A 25,914-nucleotide genomic window follows, 5' to 3' on the forward strand; every position below is an offset into this window, starting at 1 on the left:
TTACATTTTCATCAAAATAAAAACAATAAAAAAAGCGCTCTAAAAGAGCGCTCTTCCTTCAAATACAAAATCAACTAAATTATTGTACTTTGTCCCATATGGACGTTTTTAAAGTTTATATTACTATCTTCTTGGTTATGGATATAATCCACTATAAAATCTCCAACTTTTGATGTACTAAAGCTGTTTTCATAATTAATATCTTGAGTAGTAATATTTAATTCTAATGACTTTTGAACCGCTTTTTCGATAACCTCGGCTTCTTTGTATAAAGCTAAATGTTTAAGCATCATAGCTGCAGATAATATTGATGCTAGTGGATTAGCTATATCTTTACCTTTAGCTTGCGGATAAGAACCATGAATAGGCTCAAAAAGTGCACTTTTATCTCCTATAGACGCCGATGCTAACAATCCAATTGATCCACCGATTACACTTGCTTCATCTGATAAAATATCTCCAAATAAGTTTTCAGTAAGAATTACATCAAATTGTTTAGGATTTAAAATCAACTGCATTGCAGCATTATCAACAAACATGGTATCTACTTCAACATCTTTATATTGTTCTGACAATTTAGTAATTGTTTTCCTCCATAATCTAGAAGTTTCTAATACATTGGCTTTATCCACCAATGTTAATCTCTTTCTCCTATTTTGAGCGGCTTTAAAAGCTAAATGTCCCATTCTTTCGATTTCCTCAACAGAGTAAGAACAACCATCAAAAGCGATTTGACCATCATCACTCAATTCTTTTATTCCGAAATAAATACCACCTGTTAACTCTCTATAGATAGTGATATCCGTATTTTTTATGATGTTCTCTTTTAATGGTGAGTTTTGTAATAACGAGTTATAAGCTTTTACTGGCCTGACATTACAGAACAATCCTAATTCTTTTCTCAACTTCAGCAAACCTTGTTCTGGCCTAACTTTAGCTGTTGGATCATTATCATACTTTGGATCTCCAATTGCACCAAACAGAATTGCGTCGCTCTTTTTACAAGAAGCTAATGTTTCATTTGGTAAGGGATTCCCTGTCTCATCTATAGCGCAAGCACCCATCAACACTTTTTCATAGATAAATGTGTGATCGTATACTTCTGAGATAGCTTCTAATACTTTTATTGATTGCTCCGTAACTTCCGGACCAATTCCATCTCCAGGTATTACTGTAATATTAAATTTCATAATTAATTTTATAAAGAGGCTTCGTACTTTTTAATTTTATCTGTTTTACTTAATAGAAAGTCAATATCATCATATCCGTTTAGTAGACATACTTTTTTATACGGATCTATTTCAAAGTTCTCAGAACAATGACTTCCTTGAACTCTTATTTCTTGATTCTCTAGGCATATTTCTATAGCTGTGTGAGGGTTCTCCTCAACTTCTTTAATCAAGAAGTTCAAGTATTTCTCAGAAACTTGAACTGGTAACAATCCATTGTTCAGTGCATTTCCTTTAAAAATATCTGCGAAAAAACTACTAACCACTACCTTAAAACCATAACCAACTAATGCCCAAGCTGCGTGTTCTCTACTTGATCCACAACCAAAATTATCACCGGCAATAAGAATTCTTCCTTTATATTCAGGATGGTTTAATACAAACTTCTGATTCACAGAACCATCTTTCTTAAATCTCCAATCTCTAAATAAGTTATCTCCAAATCCTTTTTTATCAGTTGCTTTTAAAAAACGAGCTGGAATAATTTGATCTGTATCTACATTACTTATTGATAATGGGATTGCTGTATCTATTAATTTTACAAACTTTTCCATTAGCTTACATATTTTGTTACATCAATAATTTGCCCTTCAATTGCAGTGGCAGCTGCAACTAATGGACTAGCTAGAATTGTTCTTGCTCCTTGTCCTTGTCTTCCTTCAAAATTTCTATTTGAAGTTGAAACACAATATTCACCTTCTGGTATTTTATCGTCGTTCATTGCTAAACATGCCGAACACCCTGGTTGTCTTAGTTCAAAACCAGCATTTTCAAATATTTCCTGAAGTCCTTCTTCCTTTATTTGTTTTGCTACCTGTTGCGAACCTGGAACCAACCAAGCATTAACATTAGATGCCTTTTGTTTTCCTTTTACATAACTGGCCGCTACTTTAAAATCTTCTATTCTTGAATTTGTACAACTTCCTATAAACACATAGTTAATCGGTTTACCTATTAGACTTTCACCTTTAGAAAAATTCATGTAAGACAATGATTTCTCAAATGATTTATCTCCATTTGTAGGAATGTTCTCTGTAATTTTAATTCCCATTCCAGGATTTGTTCCGTAAGTAACCATTGGTTCTATATCCGCTGCATCAAAAGAATATTCTTGATCAAAAACTGCATCCTCATCCGTTTTAAGCGTTTTCCAATACGCAACTTTCTCATTGAACTTTTCTCCTCTTGGAGCAAATTCTCGTCCTTTTACATATTCAAAAGTTGTTTGATCTGGAGCAATCATTCCACCTCTTGCTCCCATTTCAATACTCATATTACAAACGGTCATTCTGCCTTCCATAGACATTTCTTCAAACACATTTCCCGCATATTCGCAGAAATATCCTGTTCCAGAATTTGTCCCCAGTTTTGAAATGATATAAAGAATTACATCTTTAGGCAGCACACCTTTCTTTAACTTCCCATTTACATTTACTCGTAAACTTTTAGGTTTTTGCATTAACAAACATTGACTAGCAAATACTTGAGCAACTTGACTTGTTCCTATTCCAAATGCAATTGCCCCAAATGCACCATGAGTTGATGTATGGCTATCACCACAAACCATTGTCATTCCTGGTTGTGTGATACCTAATTCAGGAGCCATAACATGAACAATTCCATTATACTTATGCCCTAAACCATACAATGTGATGTTATTTTCTTTACAATTTTTCTCTAATTGCTCTAACTGATTTCTAGATAATTCGTCTTTTACCGGTAAATGTTGGTTTTCAGTCGGAGTATTGTGATCTGCCGTTGCAACAATCTTATCCGGACGAGCTATTGAAATACCTCTTTCTTTTAATTCATTAAAAGCTTGAGGACTTGTAACCTCATGAATTAAATGTTTATCTATATATATAATTTGAGGACCATCTTTTATGGTTTCTACCACATGAGCATCCCAAACTTTATCAAATAATGTTTTTCCCATTATGCTATTGCTATTTTTGAAATTTTATTGACCTGTTTCATAATTAAATGAATATCATCATCAATAACTTCTTTTTGACGATCTGCAAACTGTAAAAATGTTTGATACGCCTTATCTAATTGAATTTTAGTTAATTCATAACCAATTTTCTTAGCTCTGTAAGCTAATGCTGCTCTACCACTTCTAGCTGTTAGAACAATTGCACTTTCGGTTACACCAACTTCTTCTGGATTGATAATTTCATAAGTACTTCTATTCTTGATAACTCCATCTTGATGAATTCCTGAACTATGAGCAAATGCATTCGCTCCAACAATTGCTTTGTTAGGTTGAACCGGCATTCCCATTTTTTCTCGAACCATTAAACTTGTATCATATAACAACTGTGTATTAATATCTGTATGTAAGTCTAAATACGGATGTTGTTTTAAAATCATTACCACTTCTTCAAGAGCTGTATTTCCGGCGCGTTCACCGATTCCATTAATCGTACATTCTATTTGTCTTGCTCCATTTACAACTCCAGCAATAGAATTTGCAGTAGCTAAACCTAAATCATTATGACAATGGCATGATAGGATTACATTATCGATACCTTTTACATTATCTTTTAAGTACTTTATTTTTTCACCGTACTCACTTGGCAAACAATATCCTGTCGTATCTGGAATATTTAATACAGTTGCTCCGGATTTAATAACCTCTTCACATACTTTGGCTAAAAATGCATTATCCGTTCTACCAGCATCTTCTGCATAAAACTCTACATCATCAACAAAATTTTTAGCATAAGACACTGCTTTCTTTGCTCTTTCAATAACTTCTGCTTGAGTACTTTTGAATTTGAACTTAATATGAGAATCACTGGTACCAATTCCTGTATGTATTCTCGGCCTTACGGCATGTTTTAAAGCTTCAGAAGCTACTTCAATATCTTTTTGAACTGCCCTGGTCAATCCACAAACTGTAGCATTCTTTACCAACTTGGCAATTTCTGTTACAGACGTGAAATCTCCTGGACTTGATACTGGAAAACCTGCTTCTATAATATCTACACCTAAGGAATCCAATCTTTCTGCAATCTCTAATTTTTGTTGCGTATCTAATTTACAACCTGGGACCTGTTCTCCGTCTCTTAAAGTTGTATCGAAAATTTGAACCTTATCGTCTTTCATTTTTAAAATAGTTGTTGTTATCTATATCAAATGTATATATTGGTCATATAGAAATCTTATTTTTTGAATCACTATTTACGATATCAAAAACAACTAAAATCATTTTTAAATAACTGTTTTACAAGTATTTACAATGAATAAATTTACAAGAGCTAATCAATTTCAAGATACATTATTCGCACTTATTCAGTCTTTAACCAAATCTGAAAAAAGACAGTTTAACCTATATGTTGGTAGGTTGGTTGGTAATAATGAAGCAAAATTTTATGCTCTTTTTAAATTTTTAGAAAAACAGAAAAAGTACGATGAAAAAGCAATCATAAATAGTGGTATTGTAAGTAAGCAACAACTTTCAAATTTAAAGGCACATTTATACAAACAGATTTTAATCAGTTTACGTATGAATCCTGCCCATAAGAATATTCGCGTTCAAATTCGTGAACAACTTGATTTTGCTACTGTGTTATATCAAAAAGGACTTTACAAACAAAGCTTAAAATTGTTGGACAAAGCAAAAACTATGGCGATTGAAAATGAAGAAAAAAATATCGCCTATGAAATTGTTGAGTTAGAGAAAATTATAGAAAGTCAATACATTACAAGAAGTATTGACACACGAGCTGATGAATTAACCGTTCAAGCTAAAGGATTAAGTCAGCAAAATGTGATTACAAGTAAATTATCTAACTTGTCGTTACAGTTATATGGAATTTTATTAAAGACTGGATATGCTAGAAATGATGACGAACTCAAAAAAATAAACGACTACTTTAATGCTAGACTTCCTGAATTTGATTATCATAAATTAGGGTTTAGAGAGAAACTTTGGTTATACAAAGCTCATTTATGGAGATGTTTTTTAACTCAAGATTTTGTAAATGGCTATAAGTATGCTAGTAAGTGGAATACCTTATTTGAGGCTTATCCTAAAATGAAGTTAATTAATCCTGTTTTCTATTTAAAAGGGAAAAACTATCTACTAGAATCACTGTTTTTTACTAGACAGAAAAACGAACTTATTCGTGAGTTAGATGTATTCGAACAAGAGATTATAGATCATAAAATTACCTTAAACAGTAATACAGAAATATTAATGTTCCAGTATTTGTATGCGAACAAATTGCATAAACATTTTATTGAAGGATCTTTTAAAGAGGGAGAATATCTAATCGATGAAATCAACGATAAAATTAACCTTTACAGTAGTAGACTAGACAAACATCATATTGTTCAGTTTTACTATAAAATTGCCTGTTTGTATTTTGGAATGGGTAATAATAAAAAATGTATTGAATATTTGTCTAAAATTATTGAAGCTAAGAAGCTATATGTAGGTGTAGATTTACAATGTTTTGCGAGAGTACTAAATCTAATTGCACATTATGAATGTGGTTTAGATTATCATTTAGAACGCCAGTTTAAAGAGACTTATAAGTTCTTATTAAAAATGGAAAATCTTCAAGAAGTACAGAAAATTTTTATTGAATCAATTCGATCTTTAGGTGATTTATATCCGCATCAATTTAAAAAGGAATTTCAAAATATTCATAAGCGATTAAAAGCTTTTGAAAACCATCCATATGAGAAAAGAGCTTTCCTCTATCTAGATATACTATCTTGGTTAGAAAGTAAAGTAGAAAACAAACCCGTAGCTGAAATCATTAAATTAAAATCTTAATACTTAACTCTAATCAGCCAATGAGTTTATTACTGTAATGTTTTATTATTTCCTTAATAGAAATAACATTAATTGGAAATTCTAAAAAGACATGCATAAAACTTAAAAACAGTAATAAAATTAGACCTAATTTAAAGTTATAAGCATACAATGCCACAGAGATTATCCAAATAGTTATAAGGATAATTAACTTTTGTTTGTTTATCGTTTTATGCCAACCTATAACTGTTGTTTTTGAAAACCAATTCAAATAATGATATGTATATGCGAAAGATATAAATAGTTGAATTTTACTAGTAATTACATCAGTAAAGTTGAAATTAGAACCATCTGACAATCCCATTGTTTTAGATACATATACATTTAAAAGATAGAATCTACTTTCTACATAAGTATTTTTGACATAATCTGAAATTATCTTCCAATTCTCTTGAGAAGGTAAAAGATAAATGATCAAAGGAACTAATAATAATAAAACAACATTAAACCCACCAACTTTTGATTCTTTCTTAAGTACACCATACCACATAAACAATAGTGTGAATAAATACACATGAATCAATGTCGGTAATAAAATTCCTACGATCAAATTAAACAAAGATTGATCAATTAAAAAGTAGCTTAGTATTCCGAAAACGAGAAAAAAAACTAGTTGTAATCGTTTATTCTTAATCAGCAATGCAATAAATGCACCTACTAAACATAAAAATATTGCCATATTCGTGTATGGTCTGACATAATCGATACTAGTAACCCAAGATTCTGGAAGATTATCTTCAATAAAATTTAAACCAAATAACGCTGGAACAACAACGATAAAAGTTAAAATTAGGCATAAGGTTAACCAATATTTTTCATTCACAAAATATGACTTGTTTTTAATCCAATTTATCTCTGTAATATAATGCAAGGGACCAAGTATAGCATAAGAGATTAAAAACAGCTCAAATGGTAAAATATAAGCAACTACTAAAGAAAGTAGGATCAGAAATGTATTTAAAGTATCTACGTTTAGTTTCATCATAGTATTAAACAACAAAGCTCCATCAATATACGATGAAGCTTTGTTATTTTTATATATAATTCGATTTATTCAATAATCATTTTCTTAGTTGCTATTTTATGACCTCTTACATATAATGTATAGAAATAAACACCAACTGGTAATGATGAGCTATTAAAGAATATTTCTTGTTCTCCTAATTTCTCTAAGTTCACAGTATCCATAACTTGACCAGAAGTATTACTAAATACAATAGCCGCGTTATCCATTGATTCAGGAACGTAGTATTTAATAGAAGTTGTACCGTTAAATGGGTTTGGAATATTTTGATATAAAATCGGTTGATTTCTATTCGCTGAAAGTCCTCCATCGGCACTTAAGGTACCATTACAAGCACAGTTCTCAATATTCTGAACTCTTAATAATAAATCATTAATTTGCGTTTGTTGTGCACTTAATAATGGTGCTAAATCAACGTTAACAGAAGATCCATTTTCGATAGCTACAGTTAATGTAGTTCCTGATAATGTAGCTGAAGTTAAACTTTGACTATCTGTGTTTGCATAAGCTGATAAATCAACTGTATTACCATTTGCAATTGATAAATTGTTACCAGATAACGTTAATGTTTGTGCATCTGTATTATCTAAATATCCTGATAAATCAACTGACGTTGCATCATTAGTTAAACTTAATGTATTTCCTGATAATGTTAAATCTTGATTATCTGTATTTGTTCCACCAACTCCTGATAAATCAACTGTATTACCATTTGCAATTGTTAAACTGTTACCAGATAAAGTTAATGTTTGTGCATCTGTATTATCTAAATATCCTGATAAATCAACTGATGTAGCATCATTAGTTAAACTTAATGTATTTCCTGTTAAAGCTAAATCTTGATTATCTGTATTTGTTCCACCTACACCTGATAAGTCAATTGTATTACCATTAGCAATTGTTAAACTATTTCCAGACAATGTTAAGGTCTGTGCGTCTGTATTATCTAAATATCCTGATAAGTCAACTGTTGATGCGTTTCCTGAAATGCTTAAAGTATTTGACGCTAATGAAATTCCTTGAGCATCTGTATTATCTAAATACCCTGATAAATCAACTGAAGTAGCATCATTAGTTAAGCTTAAAGTATTTCCTGTTAAAGCTAAATCTTGATTATCAGTTCCTGTACCATCTTGTAAACTTGATAAGTCAACAGAATTTCCATTTGCAATACTTAAGCTAGTTCCAGTAAACGTTAAGTTTTGTGCATCTGTATTATCTAAATACCCAGATAAATCAACTGTAGAAGCATCATTAGTTAAACTTAAAATATTACTTCCTGATAAGGATAAATCCTGATTATCTGTATTATCTAAGTATCCTGATAAATCAACTGTAGAAGCATTTCCTGAAATACTTAATGTATTTGTGGATAATGAAATTGACTGAGCATCAGTATTATCTAAATATCCTGATAAGTCAACAGTTTTCGCTGCTTCTCCGTCTCCTTCTAACGATAAACTTAATGTATTTGTTGCTAATGAAAATGCATCAATCTTTTGATCATCTGTGTTATCTAAATAACCCGATAAATCAACTGATGTAGCATCATTAGTTAGACTTAACGTATTACTTGTTAATGATAAATCTTGGCTATCTGTATTATCTAAATACCCTGATAAATCGACTGTAGAAGCATTTCCTGAAATACTTAATGTATTTGTAGATAATGAAATTGACTGAGCATCAGTATTATCTAAATATCCAGATAAGTCTACAGTTTTCGCTGCTTCCCCGTCTCCTTCTAACGATAAACTTAATGTATTAGTTGCTAATGAAAATGCATCAATCTTTTGATCATCTGTGTTATCTAAATAACCCGATAAATCAACTGATGTAGCATCATTAGTTAAGCTTAAAATATTACTAGCTGACAATGATAAATCTTGATTATCTGTATTATCCAAATAACCCGATAAATCAACCGTTTTTGCAGCTTCTCCATCTCCTTCTAACGATAAACTTAATGTATTTGTAGCCAAAGAGAAAGCATCGATCTTTTGATCATCTGTGTTATCTAAATATCCAGATAAATCAACTGTGGAAGCATTTCCTGAAATACTTAATGTATTTGTTGCTAATGAAATTGACTGAGCATCAGTATTATCTAAATATCCTGATAAGTCTACAGTTTTTGCAGCTTCTCCATCTCCTTCTAACGATAAGCTTAATGTATTTGTTGCTAATGAAAAGGCATCAATCTTTTGATCATCCGTATTATCTAAATATCCCGATAAATCAACTGATGTTGCATCATTTGTTAAACTTAAAATATTACTTCCGGATAATGATAAATCCTGATTATCTGTATTATCTAAATATCCTGATAAGTCAACTGTTTTTGCAGCTTCACCATCTCCTTCTAAAGATAAACTTAGCGTATTAGTTGCTAGTGAGAAAGCGTCAATCTTTTGATCATCTGTGTTATCTAAATATCCTGATAAATCAACAGTTTTTGCAGCTTCACCATCTCCTTCTAAAGATAAACTTAAGGTATTCGTTGCTAATGAAAAGGCATCAATCTTTTGATCATCTGTGTTATCTAAATAACCTGATAAATCAACTGTAGATGTACTTCCTGAAATACTTAATGTATTTGTTGCTAATGAGATTGTTTGAGAATCTGTATTATCTAAAAACCCTGATAAATCGACAGTTTTTGCGGCTTCACCATCATCCTGTAAAGACAAACTCAATGTATTCGTAGCTAAAGAAAACGTATCGATAGTTTGATTATCTGTATCCACGTTTTGAGAAGAGTTATCCACCCAAGCAGAACCTGTCCAAACGTACAATTTATCATCTTCATTGTCATACACCATCATTCCTTCTTCAGTTACCGTTAATCCTAAACCACTTCGTTGAGCATTAGTTAAGCTATTAACTTTAAAACCTTTATTAGTATCCGCTAAATCTAATGAAGCTTTAGTATTTGGTGAGTTTGTACCCACACCAACACTTAATGGTTGTACGGAACCTCCTAGTAACATTGTATTCGCAACTGTTGTAGTTGCTTGATAACCGATTGCTACGGAATAATCTGCACTTACTTGCGATTGATAACCGATAGCCATACCATAATTATTATTAACTGTTGCCTCTCTACCAATAGCTAACGAATGATCTTCATTTACATCAGCTTGGTATCCTAAAGCTACAGAATATTGAGCTGCAGAAGGAATAGCAAAGTCATAACCAATGGCAACTGTACCAAGAGCTCTCGTATCACTACTTTCTCCAATAGTAACTGAATATTGACCATCAACAAACATATTATATCCCATGGCAATTACATCATTATTAGACACTCTAATGTCTGCTCCAAAAAATGTAGTTCTACTTCTATTCGTATTATCAAAATCAGAAAATGCTCCCATACCTACATTATCTTGTCCTTCTCTGTTGGTAAAACCTGCCTGGAACCCAACATAGGTGTTTCTATTGGCATTTGTAGTACTATTGGTACGGTTATTATCCCAACCTGACATTCCTCCAACGAAGGTATTGTAATCAGCATGTTCCGTAGCCACACCAGAAGCTGCACCAACCATAACATTCCAGCGTCCTCTACCTACATCAATTCCCGCAGAATCTCCTAAGGCTGTATTATGATCTCCTCCATCAGGGTTTCCCACACTTCCATAATTTCCAACATCTGCCAAGGCTTCATCTCCAATACCCGTATTTCTATATCCGTATCTACTACTATATCCTGCTTCATTTCCAACGAAGGTATTTTTATATCCTGATATGTTAGAAAAACCTGCATCCTCTCCAATAAATACATTCTCATAACCTGTAGTATTTAAAGATCCTGATTCTTCTCCTACAAAAGTATTATCATAACCCGTTGTATTAAACTCTCCGGATTCCATACCAATAAAAGTATTATCTCCTCCATTAATATTTGACCTACCTGATTCTCCTCCAATGAATATATTATCAAAACCAGTTGTATTAGAATATCCTGCTTGGTAACCAATAAAAACGTTTTCATTAGCCTGAGTAGAATTTATGGACCGTCCTGCTTGATAACCGAGTAATACTACTCTACTGGTAGATGTTAGAAATGAACCAGTACTATCACCGTACATGGTATTGTTATCTCCGGTAGTAATACTTACTCCTGATCCTGTTCCTGAAGTTTCATTTAAAGTTTGTGCAAATGAAGATATAGAAGTAAGTAGCATAGCCATTACTCCTAATAGTAGTTGTAGGGAAAATCTCATTTTTCTATTAGTTTAGTTGCTCCAAATTTACACTTTTTTGATAAAATTGTTAACATAATTTTAAGTTTTTAATATACAAATAACAAACTAGCAAACAACCATTTAACCTTGAAATACCCTATTTGTCTCCTCTGTTTTTATATGCATACATAATAACAACAGATAAACATTTAAATCCCCTATGATTTTTTTAACTTTTCCTGTTTTATCAATTTCCCTTTGACTAATTATTTTATATTTGACCCCAGTGAAACGAACCAACTACATTATTTCCTCGACGCTTTTCGGTATATCATTTTTAACATATTTATTGTGTATACCAGAGGGTATTACCTTTTGGGATAGTCCAGAATTTATTGCCTCAAATTATAAGTTACAAATTACACATCCAGCTGGAGCTCCATTTTATACTATACTTTCAAATGTAGTATTAGGAATCTTCTTCTTTATGAAGCCAGCGTTGGTATCTAATTTGATATCATCATTTTTTGGTGCTCTTACCATCCCTTTTATTTATAAAATTACTTATCACTTTAGCTCAGAGCTTATTCAAGAAAATTTAGATAAAAAAATTTCTATAACTGCTGGTATTGTTGGTGCTTTATCATTTGCATTTTGTAATAGTTTTTGGACAGCATCAACTGAAACAGAAGTCTATACCTTTTCTTTTTTTCTCTTAACGTTAATCGTTTGGATAGGATTCAAATGGCATAGTTCATTAAATGCGAATAAGGAAGTTAAATACATCCTTTTGATATTTCTTTTATTAGGAATTTCAGTTGGAGTTCACCTTATTAATATAGCAGTTGTTATTCCTTTAGCATTAATTTTTACACATAAAAAATTCGGTTTTACACTCAAGCACATTGGAATAGCATTATTTTCAGGATTATTTTTATTCTTTTTCCTTCTAAACTTTGTATTTCAAGGAATCATAAAACTTTGTGCAGCTATTGATTTTTGGACTGTTAATTCATTTAATTTTTCAGTAAACAACGGAGCCTTATATACTCTTGTATTTCTATTAGCTATATCAATTCTAATTGTAATTTTTACTTATTACAAAAGAAGAATCATTGTACATTATATAAGTCTATGCTTTTTATTCTTTGCGCTTGGTTGTAGTAGTTTTTTATTACCTATAATAAGATCTCAAGCTAATACACCAATATCAAACAGTGCGAATACAGCATCTGAACTTTTATCTTATATCCAAGCAAAACAATTTGGAGTAAATAAAATTCCATTATTAAAAGGAACTTCATTTAACGCGCCATTAGATGCTAGAGAACCTTACATCGATGGAAAACCTGAATATAAATACAGTAAGTCGGAAAAAAAATATGTTGTTATAAACGATCCGAAGTTTGAAATACCAAATTATGATGATCGTTTTAGCATGTTTTTTCCACGAGTCTTTCATAAAGGAGGCCTAAATCAAGAAGGCTACAGAACTTGGGCTACTATTAAAGGAAAACCAATAACTACATCTATTAAAGGCCAAGAGGTTAAAATTTCTAAACCTACTTTTTTGGAGAACTTTTCATTTTTCTACAATTATCAAGCGAATTGGTTATACTTGCGATACCTTTATCATAATTTCATTGGAAAACAAAATGACCTGAAAGCAACTGGAGCTATAAAAAAAGGGAATTGGATTTCTGGACTAAATTTTGTGGACCGAACTTATGTTGGCGACAGTAAGTACATACCAGAATATTATAAGAAAAAAAATAGTAGAAATGCCTTTTATTTTATTCCATTTTTTATGGGGTTATGGGGACTATTTCTTCTTAGAAAAAATAAACTCTTTTTCTATACCTCTATTTTACTTTTTCTAACATTTGGAATTGGCATAACCTTATACGTAAATCCTGTTCCTCAAAGTTTAATGATTAGAGAACGAGATTATATTTTTGCAGCATCATTTATTTTCTTTGCGATTTGGATTGGTTTATCTGTTATCGGAATTTTTAACTCTCTAAAATTTGTAAAGAAAAATTCAACTAGAGTTATAATTACATCACTTATTGCCTTTCTAGCATCACCTTTTCAGTTATTTGCTAAAGGGTTAGATAATCAAAATCGTTCTAATGATAATTTTGCTTATCAAATAGCTAAAACCTATTTAGACTCTTGTCCTGAACAAGCCATACTATTTACAAACGGAGATAACATAACCTTCCCTTTATGGTATTTACAAGAAGTAGAAAATTATCGGACTGATATTAGAGTCATCAATTATGACCAACTTTTATTAGATTGGTATACAGAGAAGCTAAAATTAAAAATGAATTCTTCTGAACCTATTAAAATATCTTTATCTGATACGTTTATTTCGCAACCTATAACTAACGAAATCACTTATAATAAAGTTACCAATCAGTTTTTAAATATTAAAAAGATTTCTACTTTTCTAGAAAACACAAATAATAGAATAAAATATCTGGACAAAAAACTAACCTTCTTTCCTACTGAAAAACTAGTTTTACCAATTGATAATTCTAAATCTAATTTTGGTTCTGATTTAGCATCACTATCTAGAAAAACAATACAAGTAGATACGTTACGCTGGGAATATAAAAAAGATATTTACAGAAAAAATGACATTGCAGTTTTAGACATTATTGCTAACAATATTGAATCAAGACCTATTTGTTTTACAGAAATGGGTAAAAATGTTCATACTGTTGGATTAGATAAATATTTAGTTCAAAAAGGATTAGTAAATCAACTTATTCCTACAGTTGCTAATAGCAATGAAAATCCTAAAATTGTAAACACAAGTAAATCTTATAAAAGTTTAATTGAAAAATCTAGTTTCAAGAAACTCGATGACATCAACACGAAAGTAACAGATGAAGCTATTGGTCTTTCCAAGACAGTATTAAGAAGACAATACTATTTCCTAGCTCAAGCGTTACTGGAAGAAGGAAAAATTGAAAAAGCAACAAAAGTAATAGAGTTTACGGAAAAACATTTTCCCAACGATAAAGTTCTTTATGGTGAGTTTTCATTTGCCTTAGGTAAGCTATATTATAGAATTAACAAAACTAAAAAAGGTGAAAGCATTTGTCGAACTTCCATTAACAATATTGAAAATGAACTAAGATGGATTACTTCATTTAATCCTCCTAACCCAATTATAAATGTAAGACACGCAAATTATCTCTTTAAAATATATGCTCAAATGATTAGTCAAATAAAACCTTTTGACGCGAATTATTTTGAAGGTAAAACTAAAGATTTAAAAGCGATTCAAAAGCGATTAGATATTTGGAAAAAGAGAAACTGGCCTTATTAATTATTCTTTATGTTTTTTTACTCAACCGAGGTAACTTCTTCTCATATATCATCCGATAGTCCATTATTTCAGCGAACTAGAAAAGCGTATGAATTAATTAAAGCTAAAGTACACGGTAGCATTCTAGAAATTGGACCTGGAGAAGGTTATGGTTTAGATATTTTAGTCTCAGCAAATGATTCATTAAATATTTCCGCTGTAGATAAATCAAAATATGCAATACAACGACTTAAAAACAAGTTTCCAAACGCAAATGTTATACAGCAAAGAGTTCCTCCTCTGTCAAAAATAGAATCTAATAGTCAAGATTTTGTGATAGCATTTCAAGTAATTGAGCATATTAAAAATGATAGACACTTTTTAAATGAAATCTATCGAGTTTTAAAACCAAACGGAACCTTATTCTTAACAACACCTAACGCTAATCGTTCGGTAAGTAGAAATCCTTGGCATTATAGAGAGTATACCTTTACGGAATTAAAAAATCTTAGTTCTAGTATTTTTAAAGACGCTAAAATAAATGGTATCACTGGGACTGACGTTGCCATGGAATACTACGAAGAGAATAAAAAATCAGTGTCAAAAATTTTAAAATGGGATATTTTAAAATTAGAAAAAAGAGCTCCTAGGTTTGTTTTAAAGCTCCCTTATGAAATACTAAATAGATTCAATAGAACAAACTTATTTAAAAAGCACTCGGGAATTATAACTCACATTAATGAAAATAGCTATTTTCTTACTGAAGAATGTGATGAAAATACATTAGACTTTTTCTGCGAATTAAAAAAGTAAAGATTTATCGAGATAATCTAAAAGAAGTTTATCATCTGAAATAAACTCAGATAAAAAAAGCGCTCCTGTATTGGAACGCTTTCAATATTATTTATACAAAATTACTTTACTTTAAATTTGCCAAACTTGCCTTTAATGTTTCAATTTTAGCTACAGCATCAGCTTCTTTCTTTCGTTCATTAGCTACAACTTGATCTGGCGCATTATTCACAAAACGCTCATTTGCTAGCTTCTTTTGAACCGATTTTAAGAATCCTTCAGTATAGTTTAATTCTTCCGTAATCTTCTTTATTTCCTCTTCTACATTAATGCTATCAACAGCAATTGGAATAAAGTATTCATTAGATTTTACTCTAAACGAAGCTCCATCAATTTTCTCCTCAACATAATTTATTTGAGAAGCGTTAACTAACTTCTTAATTACCTCATCAAAAGAATCAGTTGATTTCTCGTTATTGATAACAGAAATATCAATTGCATCTTTATTTGCAATATTCTTTTCTTTACGTACGGTACGAACTCCTGAAATAACTTCTGAAGCAAAATCCATGTTCTTAATTAACTCTTCATCAAATGAAGTCTGAGCTGGATATTTTGCAACAATTAAAGCTTCCTCTTTAGATCTCTCTGAGATTGATTGCCATATTTCCTCAGTAATAAAAGGCATGAAAGGATGTAATATTCTTAGGTTATCTTCAAATATTGCAATTATTTCATCATATGTTTTCTTATCGATTGGCTGCTGATAAGCTGGCTTTACTACTTCTAAGAAGAATCCGCAGAAATCATCATAAATCAACTTATACATCGCCATTAAAGCATCGCTCAATCTATACTTACTATAGTGATCTTCTATTTCAACTAAAGTTTGCTGAAACTTTGCTTTATACCATTCAATAGCTAATTTACTATGTGCTGGTTGCGCAATATCTTCAGAAACTTCCCAAAGTGTCGTCAAATAAAATGCACTCCAAACTTTATTTCCGAATTTCTTTCCTTGATCACAAAGCGCTTCGTCAAATAATAAATCGTTTCCTGCTGCCGAACTCAATAATAATCCTACACGAACTCCATCCGCTCCATAATCATCTATCAACTTTAATGCATCAGGTGAGTTTCCTAAAGACTTACTCATTTTACGACGTTGCTTATCACGAACTAATCCTGTTAAATAAACATTCTCAAACGGACGAGCATCTTTATATTCGTATCCGGCAATAATCATACGTGCCACCCAGAAGAATAAAATATCTGGACCTGTAACTAGATCATTTGTTGGATAATAGTATTTAATTTCTTCGTTTTCTGGATTTCTAATTCCATCAAAAACAGACATTGGCCATAACCAAGAAGAAAACCAAGTATCTAATACATCTGGATCTTGTCTTAAATCTTCAGCTGTGATTTCATAGTCGTTAGTTTTTTTCCACGCTAATTTTAACGCCTCTTCTTTTGTTTCAGCAACAACAAAATCTTCTTTACCATCACCGAAGTAAAAAGCCGGTATTTGTTGTCCCCACCATAATTGACGAGAAATATTCCAATCACGGATATTTTCCATCCAATGACGGTATGTATTTTCGAATTTACGCGGATATAACTTCACATCTCTACCTTCTCCAAGAACAGATTCTAAAGCAGGTTTTGCTAAATCTTCCATTTTTAAGAACCATTGATCTGATAACCTTGGTTCAATTACAGCTTTTGTTCTTTCTGAAGTTCCAACTTTATTAGTGTGTTGCTCAGTTTTTACTAGGTATCCTTTTTCTTCTAATTCTTTTGAAATTTCTTTACGAACTACGAAACGATCTTTTCCTTGATAGTGTAATCCGAAAGAATTTAAAGTAGCATCCTCGTTAAAAATATCGATTACCTCTAATTTGTGCTTATCTCCTAAAACTTTATCATTTTCATCGTGCGCAGGAGTTACCTTTAAACATCCAGTACCAAATTCTAAGTCTACATATTCATCCTCGATAATAGGAATTTCGCGATTACATAATGGAACAATCGCTTTTTTTCCTTTTAAATGAGAATATCTTTCATCCTCAGGATTGATACAGATTGCGGTATCACCTAAAATTGTTTCAGGACGTGTAGTTGCAATAGTTACCTTTTCATCAGAACCAACAATATCATACTGTAAATAATACAAGTTACCTTGACGTTCTTCATAAATTACCTCTTCATCAGAAAGTGTAGTTTTCGCTTCTGGATCCCAGTTTACCATTCTGTATCCACGATAAATCAAACCTTTGTTATATAAATCGACAAAAACTTTAATTACCGCTTCACTCATATCATCATCCATGGTAAACTTAGTACGCTCCCAATCACAAGAAGCACCTAATTTTTTTAGCTGCTCTAAAATTATTCCTCCGTACTTATCTTTCCATTCGAAAGCATGACTCAAGAATTCCTCTCTTGTAAGATCATTCTTATTAATTCCTTCTTCCTTTAACTTTGCTACAACTTTTGCTTCTGTTGCAATAGAAGCATGATCTGTACCAGGTACCCAACAAGCATTTTTACCAAGTAAACGCGCTCTTCTAATCAATACATCTTGAATTGTATTGTTTAGCATGTGTCCCATGTGCAAGACTCCAGTGACGTTTGGTGGCGGTATTACAATTGTGTATGGTTCTCTTTCATCAACTTCTGAATGAAAATAGTTATGCTTCATCCAGTAATCGTACCATTTACCTTCTACTTCGCTTGCATTGTATTTAGATGGAATACCCATTTGACGTACTTAATATTTTAATTGTTATTAGGTTATGTTTATCCCTTAAAATGATTTTTGGCATCATTTTTGGAATATAGTTGACAAAAATACAACTATCTATGACGTTATAAAATTAGTAGTTGATTTTTTATAACTAAAAATTTATATTAGATTTGTAACATAGTAGGAAATCCCTAAAACAATTATCAGAATTATGAAAACAATTTTATCATTCATCGCAATTTGCTTTTTAACTTTAGCTGTTAACGCTCAAGAATTTAAATTTGAAAGCGAATTAATTAATTACGGAAAAATTACTCAAGGATCAGAAGGAAAAAGAGTTTTTGAGTTTACAAACGTAGGAGATGCTCCATTAATCATAAAAGACATTAAATCAACTTGTGGTTGTACTGTACCAAGTAAACCAGAGAAGCCAATTATGCCAGGTGAAAAAGGACAGATTGAAGTTTCTTATGATACTAAAAGATTAGGAGGATTCTCTAAAGCAATTACAATTTACTCTAATGCTAAGCAAGAGAGAAAAATGTTAAAGATCAAAGGATACATTACTAAAGGTGGTGACGCTAACGGAAAGTCATAATCTTTAAGAATAGACAATAAAAAAAGAGCCTATTGGCTCTTTTTTTATGCTTTAAATTCTCTTTTTAAGTCTAAATTTAAACTTATATCGTTGACCTGCTCTCTCGATTTCTAATGTAATTCTCTTATCAGGTCTTTCGTGAAATAGTGAATTTATCTGGTTTAGAGTATATGTATACGCCGGACTTCCATTTATTCTTTTAATTACATCATCAACTTCAATACCTACTAAATCGGAAGGTGATCCTTTTAATACATTACTAATTTTGTAGGCTGGTTTAAAACGATAGAAATAACTCGTAACAAATGAAATTGTCTTGTTATCTGACACCCCTCCAGAACCATAAGTATCGGCTACAATATTTTCAGAACTTTCTTTAACTAATTCTTGACCATCATAAATCACAGACAATCCACTCATGTTATAATAGAACCCTCTTTTTAATGATCCATTCTTTTTAAAGATTACTCTTCTATTTCCATAATCAAACCAAACTTTGAATCGCTTGAGAATATTTCCTCCGATACTTCCATTTCTTAATTTAAATTGTCTGGCATTTGCAGTTGAAGTTGTATCTAAAAAAGATACCGTTGGATTTTCCACCGTATATCTCCCTATTTGAAAACTTGGAATTTTACTTCTATTTCCATAAATAGTTCCACTTAACCCTTCTCCTAAAACATCTCTAAAATACTTCTTAGGTGTATTTATATCTTCATGAGTACCTTCAAAAAACCATAAAGCATCGCTTCCACCAGAATCAATAAGCAATTTGGTTTTTATTTTTTTATCTCCAACTGTATCTAATTGTGCATAAGTATTGATGTATGGTTTATTTCTGTAAAATTCTAGTCTAAACTCTTCGCATCTTCCACACTTCTTGAGTTTATATTTTTTAGGATTATAAAATGTGATATATTTTGTGCTATAATCAATCTTGACGATTAAACTTTTAAGTAAATCAAAACCAATAATGCCATGAATCGTCATTCCCATTTTGGCCGACATATTGAAATTATCTCTTAAAATTACATATAAATCTTCGTTAGGATTTACCAAATCCTTAACTCTAAAACGATTATTTCTAGAAAGTAAAGCATCCACAGGTTCACCATCTCCTAATCCTTTTAGTTGAATTTTCTCTACATTGTTTAATCCTAAACTGTCGTTCTTGCTTAAATTAAAAAGAATGGTTTTATTTACTCCAGTATCTAATATAAAATTCAACTCTTTACCGTTAATTTGTACAGGTAGTATTATTAGATTATTAATTAAAGTGAATTTAATTTTCTGCCTAACATCTTCATTCCCATAAAACTGAAACTTAGATTGGGAACGTACATTAAAAATTATAAAAAGAAATAAAAGGGATAGTAATGGTTTTCTCAAATTATGCACTTTACGTTTATAACAATATACAATCTTATCTGTGAACTTATTTTTTTTTAAGATAGTTTTAACCATTTCTTTAGGTATCAGGTTAGTTTTTGTAGGTAAATACTATTTCAAATCAATATAATTTTGCAAATTTGCCTACTTAAAACAACTAAAAAAACAAAGGAATGCCTGCAATTTCATCTAAAGGTAAATCAATGCCTCAGTCACCTATTAGAAAATTGGTGCCTTATGCAGAAAACGCTAAGAAAAACGGTATTAAAGTTTTTCATTTAAATATCGGACAACCAGATATTAAAACTCCACAAGTAGCATTAGATGCTGTTAAGAATAATGACATTGAAGTATTATCTTATGCTCGCTCTGAAGGATCTGAAGTATATAGAGAGAAACTTTCTAACTACTACGCAAAAAATAACATCAATGTAACAGCTAACGATATTATAGCTACCACTGGTGGTTCGGAAGCTTTACTTTTTACTATTGGTAGTATTACTGACCCAGGAGATGAAATTATTATTCCTGAACCATTCTATGCAAATTATAATGGATTTTCAATTGCTTCTGGGGTAAAAGTAGTACCAGTTATCTCTTCTATTGATGATAACTTTGCTTTACCTAAAATTGAAGATTTTGAAAAGTTAATTACGCCAAAAACTAAGGCTATTTTAATCTGTAACCCAGGTAATCCAACTGGTTACTTATATAGTAAAGAAGAAATTGAAAAATTAAAGCAAATCGTTTTAAAGCACGATTTATTTTTAATTGCTGACGAAGTATATCGCGAATTTGCTTATGACGGAGCTGAACATCATTCTGTAATGAAAGAAGATGGTTTAGAACAAAATGCAATTATGATTGATTCTGTTTCTAAACGTTATAGTATGTGTGGTGCGAGAATCGGATGTATTGTATCTAAGAATGAAGAATTCATTCAAACTGCTATTAAATTTGCACAAGCACGTTTAAGCCCACCAACGTATGCATTAATTGCAAGTGAAGCTGCGTTAGACACTCCTCAAAGCTATTTTGACGATGTAATTGGAGAATATGTTGAGCGTAGAAATACTTTAATCAACGAATTAAAGAAAATCGATGGTGTTAAAGTAGCTAATCCTAAAGGAGCTTTTTATTGTGTTGCTGAATTACCAGTAAAAGATTCTGATGATTTTGCACAATGGATTTTAGAAAAATTCCATGACAATAACGAAACAGTAATGGTTGCTCCTGCAAGTGGTTTCTATTCTACTCCTGGAGAAGGTAAAAACCAAGTTCGAATTGCTTACGTTTTAAATGAAAAAGACTTAAAGCGTTCTGTTGAAATATTAAAATTAGCTTTAGAGCGATACAATCAATAATTTGAATATTCAAGAAAACATATCACTTAAGAAATATAATACGTTTGGCATTGATGTTAATGCCGAACGTTTTATTTCTATCGGTTCAGTTTACGAATTACAAGAACTTTTAAAGCAAGAAAAAGATTTATTCTTACTTTCTGGAGGTAGTAATATGCTACTTACAAAAGACATTAAGAATCTTGTAGTTCACCTTAACATAAAAGGAATTTCCATCGACAGAGAGCATGATAATTCTGTACATTTAACTGTAAATGCTGGTGAAAACTGGCACGATTTTGTGTTATGGGCAATTGAACAAGGATATGGAGGAATTGAAAACTTATCTTTAATCCCTGGTAATGTGGGTACTTGTCCTATTCAAAACATTGGAGCCTACGGTGTGGAAGTTAAAGACACTATTACCAAAGTTGAAGCTATAGAAATTGCAACTAATAAATTGGTTTCATTTTCAAATGAAGATTGTGCTTTTGGTTATAGGAATTCTATTTTTAAGAATGATGCTAAAGGGAAATACATAATTACCTCAGTATGTTTTGAATTATCGAAGCACAACCATAATCTAAATACTTCTTACGGGGCTATCGAAAAAGAATTGACTGATCAAAATATTACTAATCCCACGATTAAAGATGTTTCTAATGCTGTTATCGCAATTAGACAATCTAAGTTACCAGATCCAAAAGAAATAGGAAATAGTGGAAGTTTCTTTAAAAACCCAGTAATTTCTATCGAGCTTTTTAATGAGCTTAAGAGTAAATACCCAACAATTCCGAGTTATCCAGTATCTGATAGTGAAATTAAAGTTCCTGCAGGTTGGTTAATTGAACAAAGCGGGTTTAAAGGAAAACGTTTTGGTGATTATGGAGTTCACGAAAAACAAGCTCTTGTTCTTGTGAATTATGGTGACGCTAGTGGTGAAGAAATTTTCAAACTTGCTCAAAAGATTCAACAAACTATTAAAGAAAATTTTAAAATTGATCTAGAAATTGAGGTTAACGTAATTGCTTAACCCTCTTTCTTTAGCATATCAATATGACGAATTAATCGTTGAATTTCCAATTTTATAGTTCCGTTATAAACACCTCTTATTCTCCCTTGTTTATCTACTAAAACAAAATTTTCTGTATGAATAAAAGCATCTTCATCTTGAGTTTTCACAAAATCCTCATCAGCAAAATAAGATGTTCTTGCTAAATCATATAACTCTTTTTTGTCACCTGTAACTAAATTCCATTTTTCTGAATGGATATCATTTTCAACAGCATATTGTTTTAATACTGGAACTGAATCTTTGGTTGGCATAACCGTATGAGATAATAAAAACACCTCATCATCTTTCATATACTTTTCTTGAAGTATACTCATATTTTTTTCCAAAACGGGACAAATACCAGGACAGGTTACGAAAAAGAAATCTGCAACGTAAATTTTGCCATTATAGGCTTTATTTGTAATCAATTTTCCTTCTTGATTTGTAAGCTGAAACTTTGCTACTTTATGAATTTTCCGATACTCTTCTGTATCCTGCGCGATCCATTCTGGAGTCATTAAAGCTGAATTAAAAAACGGTAATGTAATAGTTTTATCTACTTCTTCTTTCTTTTTACAACTGAAAAAGAAAAATGTAGAACTCAAAAAAACAACAAGTGTGTTATTTAATTTTTTCATCTATAATATTTACTGAATAACATTTCTTTAAACCAATTAATCCAAAACGATCTCCGTTTTTTGCCACATAATTAGCTCTAATTTTCCCGTTTGATTGCCACATTTTTTGGCTTCCTTCCTCTTTTCCATTTATAAAATGAAAATACTTCATTAACTGGCCATTCGTATACCACTCCTTAACTTCGCCGTTATATTCACCTTCATTATTAAAATGATATTCAAACCTTAAATTTCCATTAGTCCACCAGCCTTTGTGTATGCCTGTTTTTATACCATTTTCATAAAACCGCTGTTCATAAAGCTTACCATCTGCATATTTTACAATCTCTTCTCCTTCCTTTTTTCCTTTTTTATAATCAACCTCACTTTGCAATCTTGATGTCTTATTATTCCTTATAAGTTTACCAGTAAGAGGAAGATTACCGTAAAACAATACGCCTTGTTTTAACTTAAAATCTTCCTCGTTGTATTTCACAATTTGTTTAATTTCTGTTTCTTTTGTGCAAGAAAACAGCAATGTTAATAATAGGAATGAAAAAAGTGTTTTAAACATTTATTGAGAAATATTTCCTGGTGTACCGTAAAATCCGTTTCCATTAATATAAGGAGCATCAGCAGTAACATGATAATGATAAATTCCATTCGGGAATTCTGGAGTTTCTCCAACATGACCATGATAATCGTCTAAATCTGAACTCGTAATTGTTACTCCATTTTCTTCAGGACCATATACTGGAAAACCATCTGCTAATAATCCTAAAAATGCTGATTTTCCAATTCCACTTGTTAAGTATAATGGCTCAATATGATAATGATATCTGCTTCCTCCATCTGGATGACCTAAATATTGATCAAAAGAATTAATTTCGTTTGTTAACGGTTGGTTATTCGGCCCAGCATATTGATTATAAAATACAACTCCATTAACCGAAACTCCCATTGGTCCTAAACTTGTTGCTTCTTTATTACTAGCTTCACTTGGTCTTAATGGAATTCTAAAAACTATGTTTTGAGTACCAATTGTATTTGGATTCAAATTCCAGTTTGGATTAGATCCATTATAAGCTTCATACATAGGATGGTTTGTTCCCCAGTAAGGACTTCCGTGATCTGGTAAATTATCGGTTGTGATTTCAACAAAATCACCATTTATCGCATAGGACACTCCCGAAACATTATCAAATTTAGATAATATCGAAGTAATATTATAAGATGTATCATCTACTGGTGTTTCCGTACTTCCACTACTATCATTGTCCGATGAGCAGGCAGATAAAACTATAAAAGCTAACATCAAAATTTTCACGTTTTTCATAATAATAATCTATTGTTTTAAATCTGTTAATTGTTGTTTTAATGTATTCAATTGTTGTTGATTTGCCGCATTTGTATTGGCATTCAACAAATTTGTTTTTTCTAAATAATCTGCATTTAAATCAAATAAAGCTTCTTCACCATCAACAAAAAGTATGTATTTATGTGTAGCATTTCTGATTGTGTACTCCTCCCCACCTGTAGATTTACTTTGCTCTGTGTAGGCAAAATCTCTCGGATTACTTGAACTATTGGAGTTCAGTAAATCTTTAAAACTATAGCTATCATTAATTCTAGAAACACTTACTCCAGCAATCTCAGCAATAGTTGCAAATAAATCTGATGTATTTAAAAGGCTATTATCCATTTCATTAAATCTTCCTACACCTTTTCCTGAAATTATCATCGGAACATTTACTCCACCCTGATAAACTGATCCTTTAGCTCTTGTAGTTCTGTATTCTTGAACAACTCCACCTGGAGTACCATTATCTCCAATAAAAATGATAATTGTATTATCTCTTTCTTCTTGAGGTAAAGTGTTTAATAATCGCCCGATTTCAGTATCCATTGCCTCAATCATTGCCATGTAATATGGTTGTGGATTTGCATCAATACTTGCCTGATCATTTGGTAAATCTCCTTTAGTGTGTAAATTACTTGGTGGTAAATGAAAAGGTGTATGTGGAGCATTATATGCCAACCATAAAAACCAAGGATTCTCCCTATCCTTAACCCAGTTAATAGCTAAATCAGTGAATTTGGTAGTAGTATATTCATTAGAACCATTTGTTACTCCATTTTCAGTTAAATTCCAATTCGTATATGATTGTACTCCTCCGGTTAATAATCCAGCATAATAACCAACACCTAATTGTGTAGGATGACTAGCAGTTTTAGAAACATGCCATTTACCAACCACGGCATGATCATAACCTGTGTTATTGTTGTCTAAAAATTTTTGTAATGATGTTTCCGAAAGTGATAATTCATCATCAACTTTCATTACTCCTGTTCTAAATCCGTATTTACCTGTTAAAATACTCGATCGTGTTGGTGTACACGTTGGATAAGACCATAAGTTTGAAAATCTAACTCCAGAATTAATCATATTTTGAATATTCGGAACATTAGGTTTTACATCACCTATATCATAACCTGGTGTAGCATCCAATCCCATATCATCTGCTATTATTAACAAAATATTGGGTTTAATGTTTTGTGGATCATCTGGATTTGAATCCGTATTTACTGATTCTTTACTACAAGAACATAGAAATAATACGAGAAGTATTATTGGGGAATTTAATAATCTCATTTTGATAGTTTTGTACTTAGACTGTAGAAAATCGAAAAGGTTTAAAACCCCTCATTAAAATATAAAAAAAAATCAAACAAAAATAGAAAAAGACACTATAAATGTTTGATTAATGGTAAATTAGGG

The 25,914-nt window shown here is 31.3% G+C and carries 18 protein-coding genes; 6 read left to right on the forward strand and 12 right to left on the reverse strand.

The window, feature by feature from the left end; genetic code table 11:
* Positions 1 to 74 precede the first annotated feature (74 nt).
* Genes leuB through ABNT61_RS05120 form a run of 4 tightly spaced genes read right to left on the reverse strand, consistent with a single transcriptional unit; the run spans position 75 to position 4,340 of the window.
* The gene (gene leuB, locus ABNT61_RS05105; RefSeq protein WP_348745110.1) at positions 75 to 1,190 is read right to left on the reverse strand and encodes a 3-isopropylmalate dehydrogenase; all 1,116 of its coding nucleotides are present in this window, start codon (positions 1,188 to 1,190) and stop codon (positions 75 to 77) included.
* 8 nt (positions 1,191 to 1,198) lie between these two features.
* Positions 1,199 to 1,783 (reverse strand): 3-isopropylmalate dehydratase small subunit, encoded by a 585-nt coding sequence (leuD, locus tag ABNT61_RS05110; protein WP_348713784.1) that lies wholly within the window; start codon positions 1,781 to 1,783, stop codon positions 1,199 to 1,201.
* Positions 1,783 to 3,165: a 3-isopropylmalate dehydratase large subunit gene (gene leuC, locus ABNT61_RS05115; protein ID WP_348745111.1), complete on the reverse strand. Its 1,383-nt coding sequence runs from the start codon at positions 3,163 to 3,165 to the stop codon at positions 1,783 to 1,785. The genes leuD and leuC overlap by 1 nt, the downstream gene beginning before the upstream one ends.
* Positions 3,165 to 4,340 carry a 2-isopropylmalate synthase gene (locus tag ABNT61_RS05120; RefSeq protein ID WP_348745112.1) on the reverse strand — a complete coding sequence of 392 codons (1,176 nt, stop codon included), beginning with the start codon at positions 4,338 to 4,340 and terminating at the stop codon, positions 3,165 to 3,167. Before ABNT61_RS05120 ends, leuC begins: the two co-directional genes overlap by 1 nt.
* A 133-nt stretch (positions 4,341 to 4,473) precedes the next feature.
* Here ABNT61_RS05120 and ABNT61_RS05125 point away from each other — a divergent pair, with 133 nt between their 5' ends.
* On the forward strand, positions 4,474 to 6,018 hold the full coding sequence (locus tag ABNT61_RS05125) for a hypothetical protein (protein ID WP_348745113.1): 1,545 nt from the start codon (positions 4,474 to 4,476) through the stop codon (positions 6,016 to 6,018).
* Positions 6,019 to 6,031: 13 nt separating this feature from the next.
* On the opposite strand, the gene ABNT61_RS05130 is transcribed toward ABNT61_RS05125, so the two are convergent.
* Together ABNT61_RS05130 and ABNT61_RS05135 are read right to left on the reverse strand one after the other, a co-directional pair.
* A complete protein-coding gene (locus ABNT61_RS05130; RefSeq protein ID WP_348745114.1) occupies positions 6,032 to 7,042 on the reverse strand; it encodes a hypothetical protein in 1,011 nt (336 codons plus the stop codon).
* 65 nt (positions 7,043 to 7,107) lie between these two features.
* Positions 7,108 to 11,310, reverse strand: a complete 4,203-nt coding sequence (locus tag ABNT61_RS05135; RefSeq protein ID WP_348745115.1) for a T9SS type A sorting domain-containing protein — start codon at positions 11,308 to 11,310, stop codon at positions 7,108 to 7,110.
* A 310-nt stretch (positions 11,311 to 11,620) separates the two neighbouring features.
* Between ABNT61_RS05135 and ABNT61_RS05140 the strand changes: the two genes are divergently transcribed.
* Both ABNT61_RS05140 and ABNT61_RS05145 read left to right on the forward strand, forming a co-directional pair.
* A complete protein-coding gene (locus ABNT61_RS05140) occupies positions 11,621 to 14,614 on the forward strand; it encodes a DUF2723 domain-containing protein (RefSeq protein WP_348745116.1) in 2,994 nt (997 codons plus the stop codon).
* 9 nt (positions 14,615 to 14,623) lie between these two features.
* Positions 14,624 to 15,406 (forward strand): class I SAM-dependent methyltransferase, encoded by a 783-nt coding sequence (locus ABNT61_RS05145; RefSeq protein WP_348745117.1) that lies wholly within the window; start codon positions 14,624 to 14,626, stop codon positions 15,404 to 15,406.
* 106 nt (positions 15,407 to 15,512) lie between these two features.
* Here the strand turns inward: ABNT61_RS05145 and ABNT61_RS05150 are convergent, their stop codons facing one another.
* The gene (locus tag ABNT61_RS05150) at positions 15,513 to 18,149 is read right to left on the reverse strand and encodes a valine--tRNA ligase (RefSeq protein ID WP_348745118.1); all 2,637 of its coding nucleotides are present in this window, start codon (positions 18,147 to 18,149) and stop codon (positions 15,513 to 15,515) included.
* A 196-nt stretch (positions 18,150 to 18,345) separates the two neighbouring features.
* Between ABNT61_RS05150 and ABNT61_RS05155 the strand changes: the two genes are divergently transcribed.
* Complete coding sequence (locus tag ABNT61_RS05155; RefSeq protein WP_348713802.1) at positions 18,346 to 18,732, forward strand: DUF1573 domain-containing protein; 387 nt, start codon at positions 18,346 to 18,348, stop codon at positions 18,730 to 18,732.
* 51 nt (positions 18,733 to 18,783) lie between these two features.
* Here ABNT61_RS05155 and ABNT61_RS05160 read toward each other — a convergent pair whose 3' ends face one another.
* Positions 18,784 to 20,130, reverse strand: a complete 1,347-nt coding sequence (locus ABNT61_RS05160; RefSeq protein WP_412766940.1) for an aspartyl protease family protein — start codon at positions 20,128 to 20,130, stop codon at positions 18,784 to 18,786.
* A gap of 164 nt (positions 20,131 to 20,294) precedes the next feature.
* On the opposite strand from ABNT61_RS05160, the gene ABNT61_RS05165 reads away from it, so the two are divergent.
* Both ABNT61_RS05165 and murB read left to right on the forward strand, forming a co-directional pair.
* Entirely contained in the window at positions 20,295 to 21,485 is a 1,191-nt protein-coding gene (locus tag ABNT61_RS05165) for a pyridoxal phosphate-dependent aminotransferase (RefSeq protein WP_348745120.1), read from the forward strand.
* Position 21,486: 1 nt separating this feature from the next.
* Positions 21,487 to 22,497 carry a UDP-N-acetylmuramate dehydrogenase gene (gene murB / locus ABNT61_RS05170; RefSeq protein ID WP_348745121.1) on the forward strand — a complete coding sequence of 337 codons (1,011 nt, stop codon included), beginning with the start codon at positions 21,487 to 21,489 and terminating at the stop codon, positions 22,495 to 22,497.
* Here the strand turns inward: murB and ABNT61_RS05175 are convergent.
* The 4 genes from ABNT61_RS05175 to ABNT61_RS05190 are packed head-to-tail and all read right to left on the reverse strand — an operon-like array spanning position 22,494 to position 25,788.
* On the reverse strand, positions 22,494 to 23,156 hold the full coding sequence (locus ABNT61_RS05175; protein WP_348745122.1) for an SCO family protein: 663 nt from the start codon (positions 23,154 to 23,156) through the stop codon (positions 22,494 to 22,496). The two genes, murB and ABNT61_RS05175, sit on opposite strands and share 4 nt — an antisense overlap.
* Positions 23,140 to 23,709 (reverse strand): hypothetical protein, encoded by a 570-nt coding sequence (locus ABNT61_RS05180; protein ID WP_348745123.1) that lies wholly within the window; start codon positions 23,707 to 23,709, stop codon positions 23,140 to 23,142. Before ABNT61_RS05180 ends, ABNT61_RS05175 begins: the two co-directional genes overlap by 17 nt.
* Positions 23,710 to 24,471, reverse strand: a complete 762-nt coding sequence (locus tag ABNT61_RS05185; protein ID WP_348745124.1) for a YHYH protein — start codon at positions 24,469 to 24,471, stop codon at positions 23,710 to 23,712.
* A 9-nt stretch (positions 24,472 to 24,480) separates the two neighbouring features.
* Complete coding sequence (locus tag ABNT61_RS05190; protein WP_348745125.1) at positions 24,481 to 25,788, reverse strand: sulfatase-like hydrolase/transferase; 1,308 nt, start codon at positions 25,786 to 25,788, stop codon at positions 24,481 to 24,483.
* Positions 25,789 to 25,914 lie beyond the last annotated feature (126 nt).

Origin of the sequence: Tenacibaculum sp. 190524A05c (genome assembly GCF_964036595.1) — a bacterium.
Taxonomy (GTDB): domain Bacteria; phylum Bacteroidota; class Bacteroidia; order Flavobacteriales; family Flavobacteriaceae; genus Polaribacter; species Polaribacter platacis.

Bases quoted from the DNA above. Each gene is read 5' to 3' on its own strand.
- leuB (WP_348745110.1), bottom strand. From the start codon at position 1,190: ATGAAATTTAATATTACAGTAATACCTGGAGATGGAATTGGTCCGGAA.
- leuD (WP_348713784.1), bottom strand. From the start codon at position 1,783: ATGGAAAAGTTTGTAAAATTAATAGATACAGCAATCCCATTATCAATA.
- leuC (WP_348745111.1), bottom strand. From the start codon at position 3,165: ATGGGAAAAACATTATTTGATAAAGTTTGGGATGCTCATGTGGTAGAA.
- ABNT61_RS05120 (WP_348745112.1), bottom strand. From the start codon at position 4,340: ATGAAAGACGATAAGGTTCAAATTTTCGATACAACTTTAAGAGACGGA.
- ABNT61_RS05125 (WP_348745113.1), top strand. From the start codon at position 4,474: ATGAATAAATTTACAAGAGCTAATCAATTTCAAGATACATTATTCGCA.
- ABNT61_RS05130 (WP_348745114.1), bottom strand. From the start codon at position 7,042: ATGATGAAACTAAACGTAGATACTTTAAATACATTTCTGATCCTACTT.
- ABNT61_RS05135 (WP_348745115.1), bottom strand. From the start codon at position 11,310: ATGAGATTTTCCCTACAACTACTATTAGGAGTAATGGCTATGCTACTT.
- ABNT61_RS05145 (WP_348745117.1), top strand. From the start codon at position 14,624: ATGTTTTTTTACTCAACCGAGGTAACTTCTTCTCATATATCATCCGAT.
- ABNT61_RS05150 (WP_348745118.1), bottom strand. From the start codon at position 18,149: ATGGGTATTCCATCTAAATACAATGCAAGCGAAGTAGAAGGTAAATGG.
- ABNT61_RS05155 (WP_348713802.1), top strand. From the start codon at position 18,346: ATGAAAACAATTTTATCATTCATCGCAATTTGCTTTTTAACTTTAGCT.
- ABNT61_RS05165 (WP_348745120.1), top strand. From the start codon at position 20,295: ATGCCTGCAATTTCATCTAAAGGTAAATCAATGCCTCAGTCACCTATT.
- ABNT61_RS05175 (WP_348745122.1), bottom strand. From the start codon at position 23,156: ATGAAAAAATTAAATAACACACTTGTTGTTTTTTTGAGTTCTACATTT.
- ABNT61_RS05180 (WP_348745123.1), bottom strand. From the start codon at position 23,709: ATGTTTAAAACACTTTTTTCATTCCTATTATTAACATTGCTGTTTTCT.
- ABNT61_RS05185 (WP_348745124.1), bottom strand. From the start codon at position 24,471: ATGAAAAACGTGAAAATTTTGATGTTAGCTTTTATAGTTTTATCTGCC.
- ABNT61_RS05190 (WP_348745125.1), bottom strand. From the start codon at position 25,788: ATGAGATTATTAAATTCCCCAATAATACTTCTCGTATTATTTCTATGT.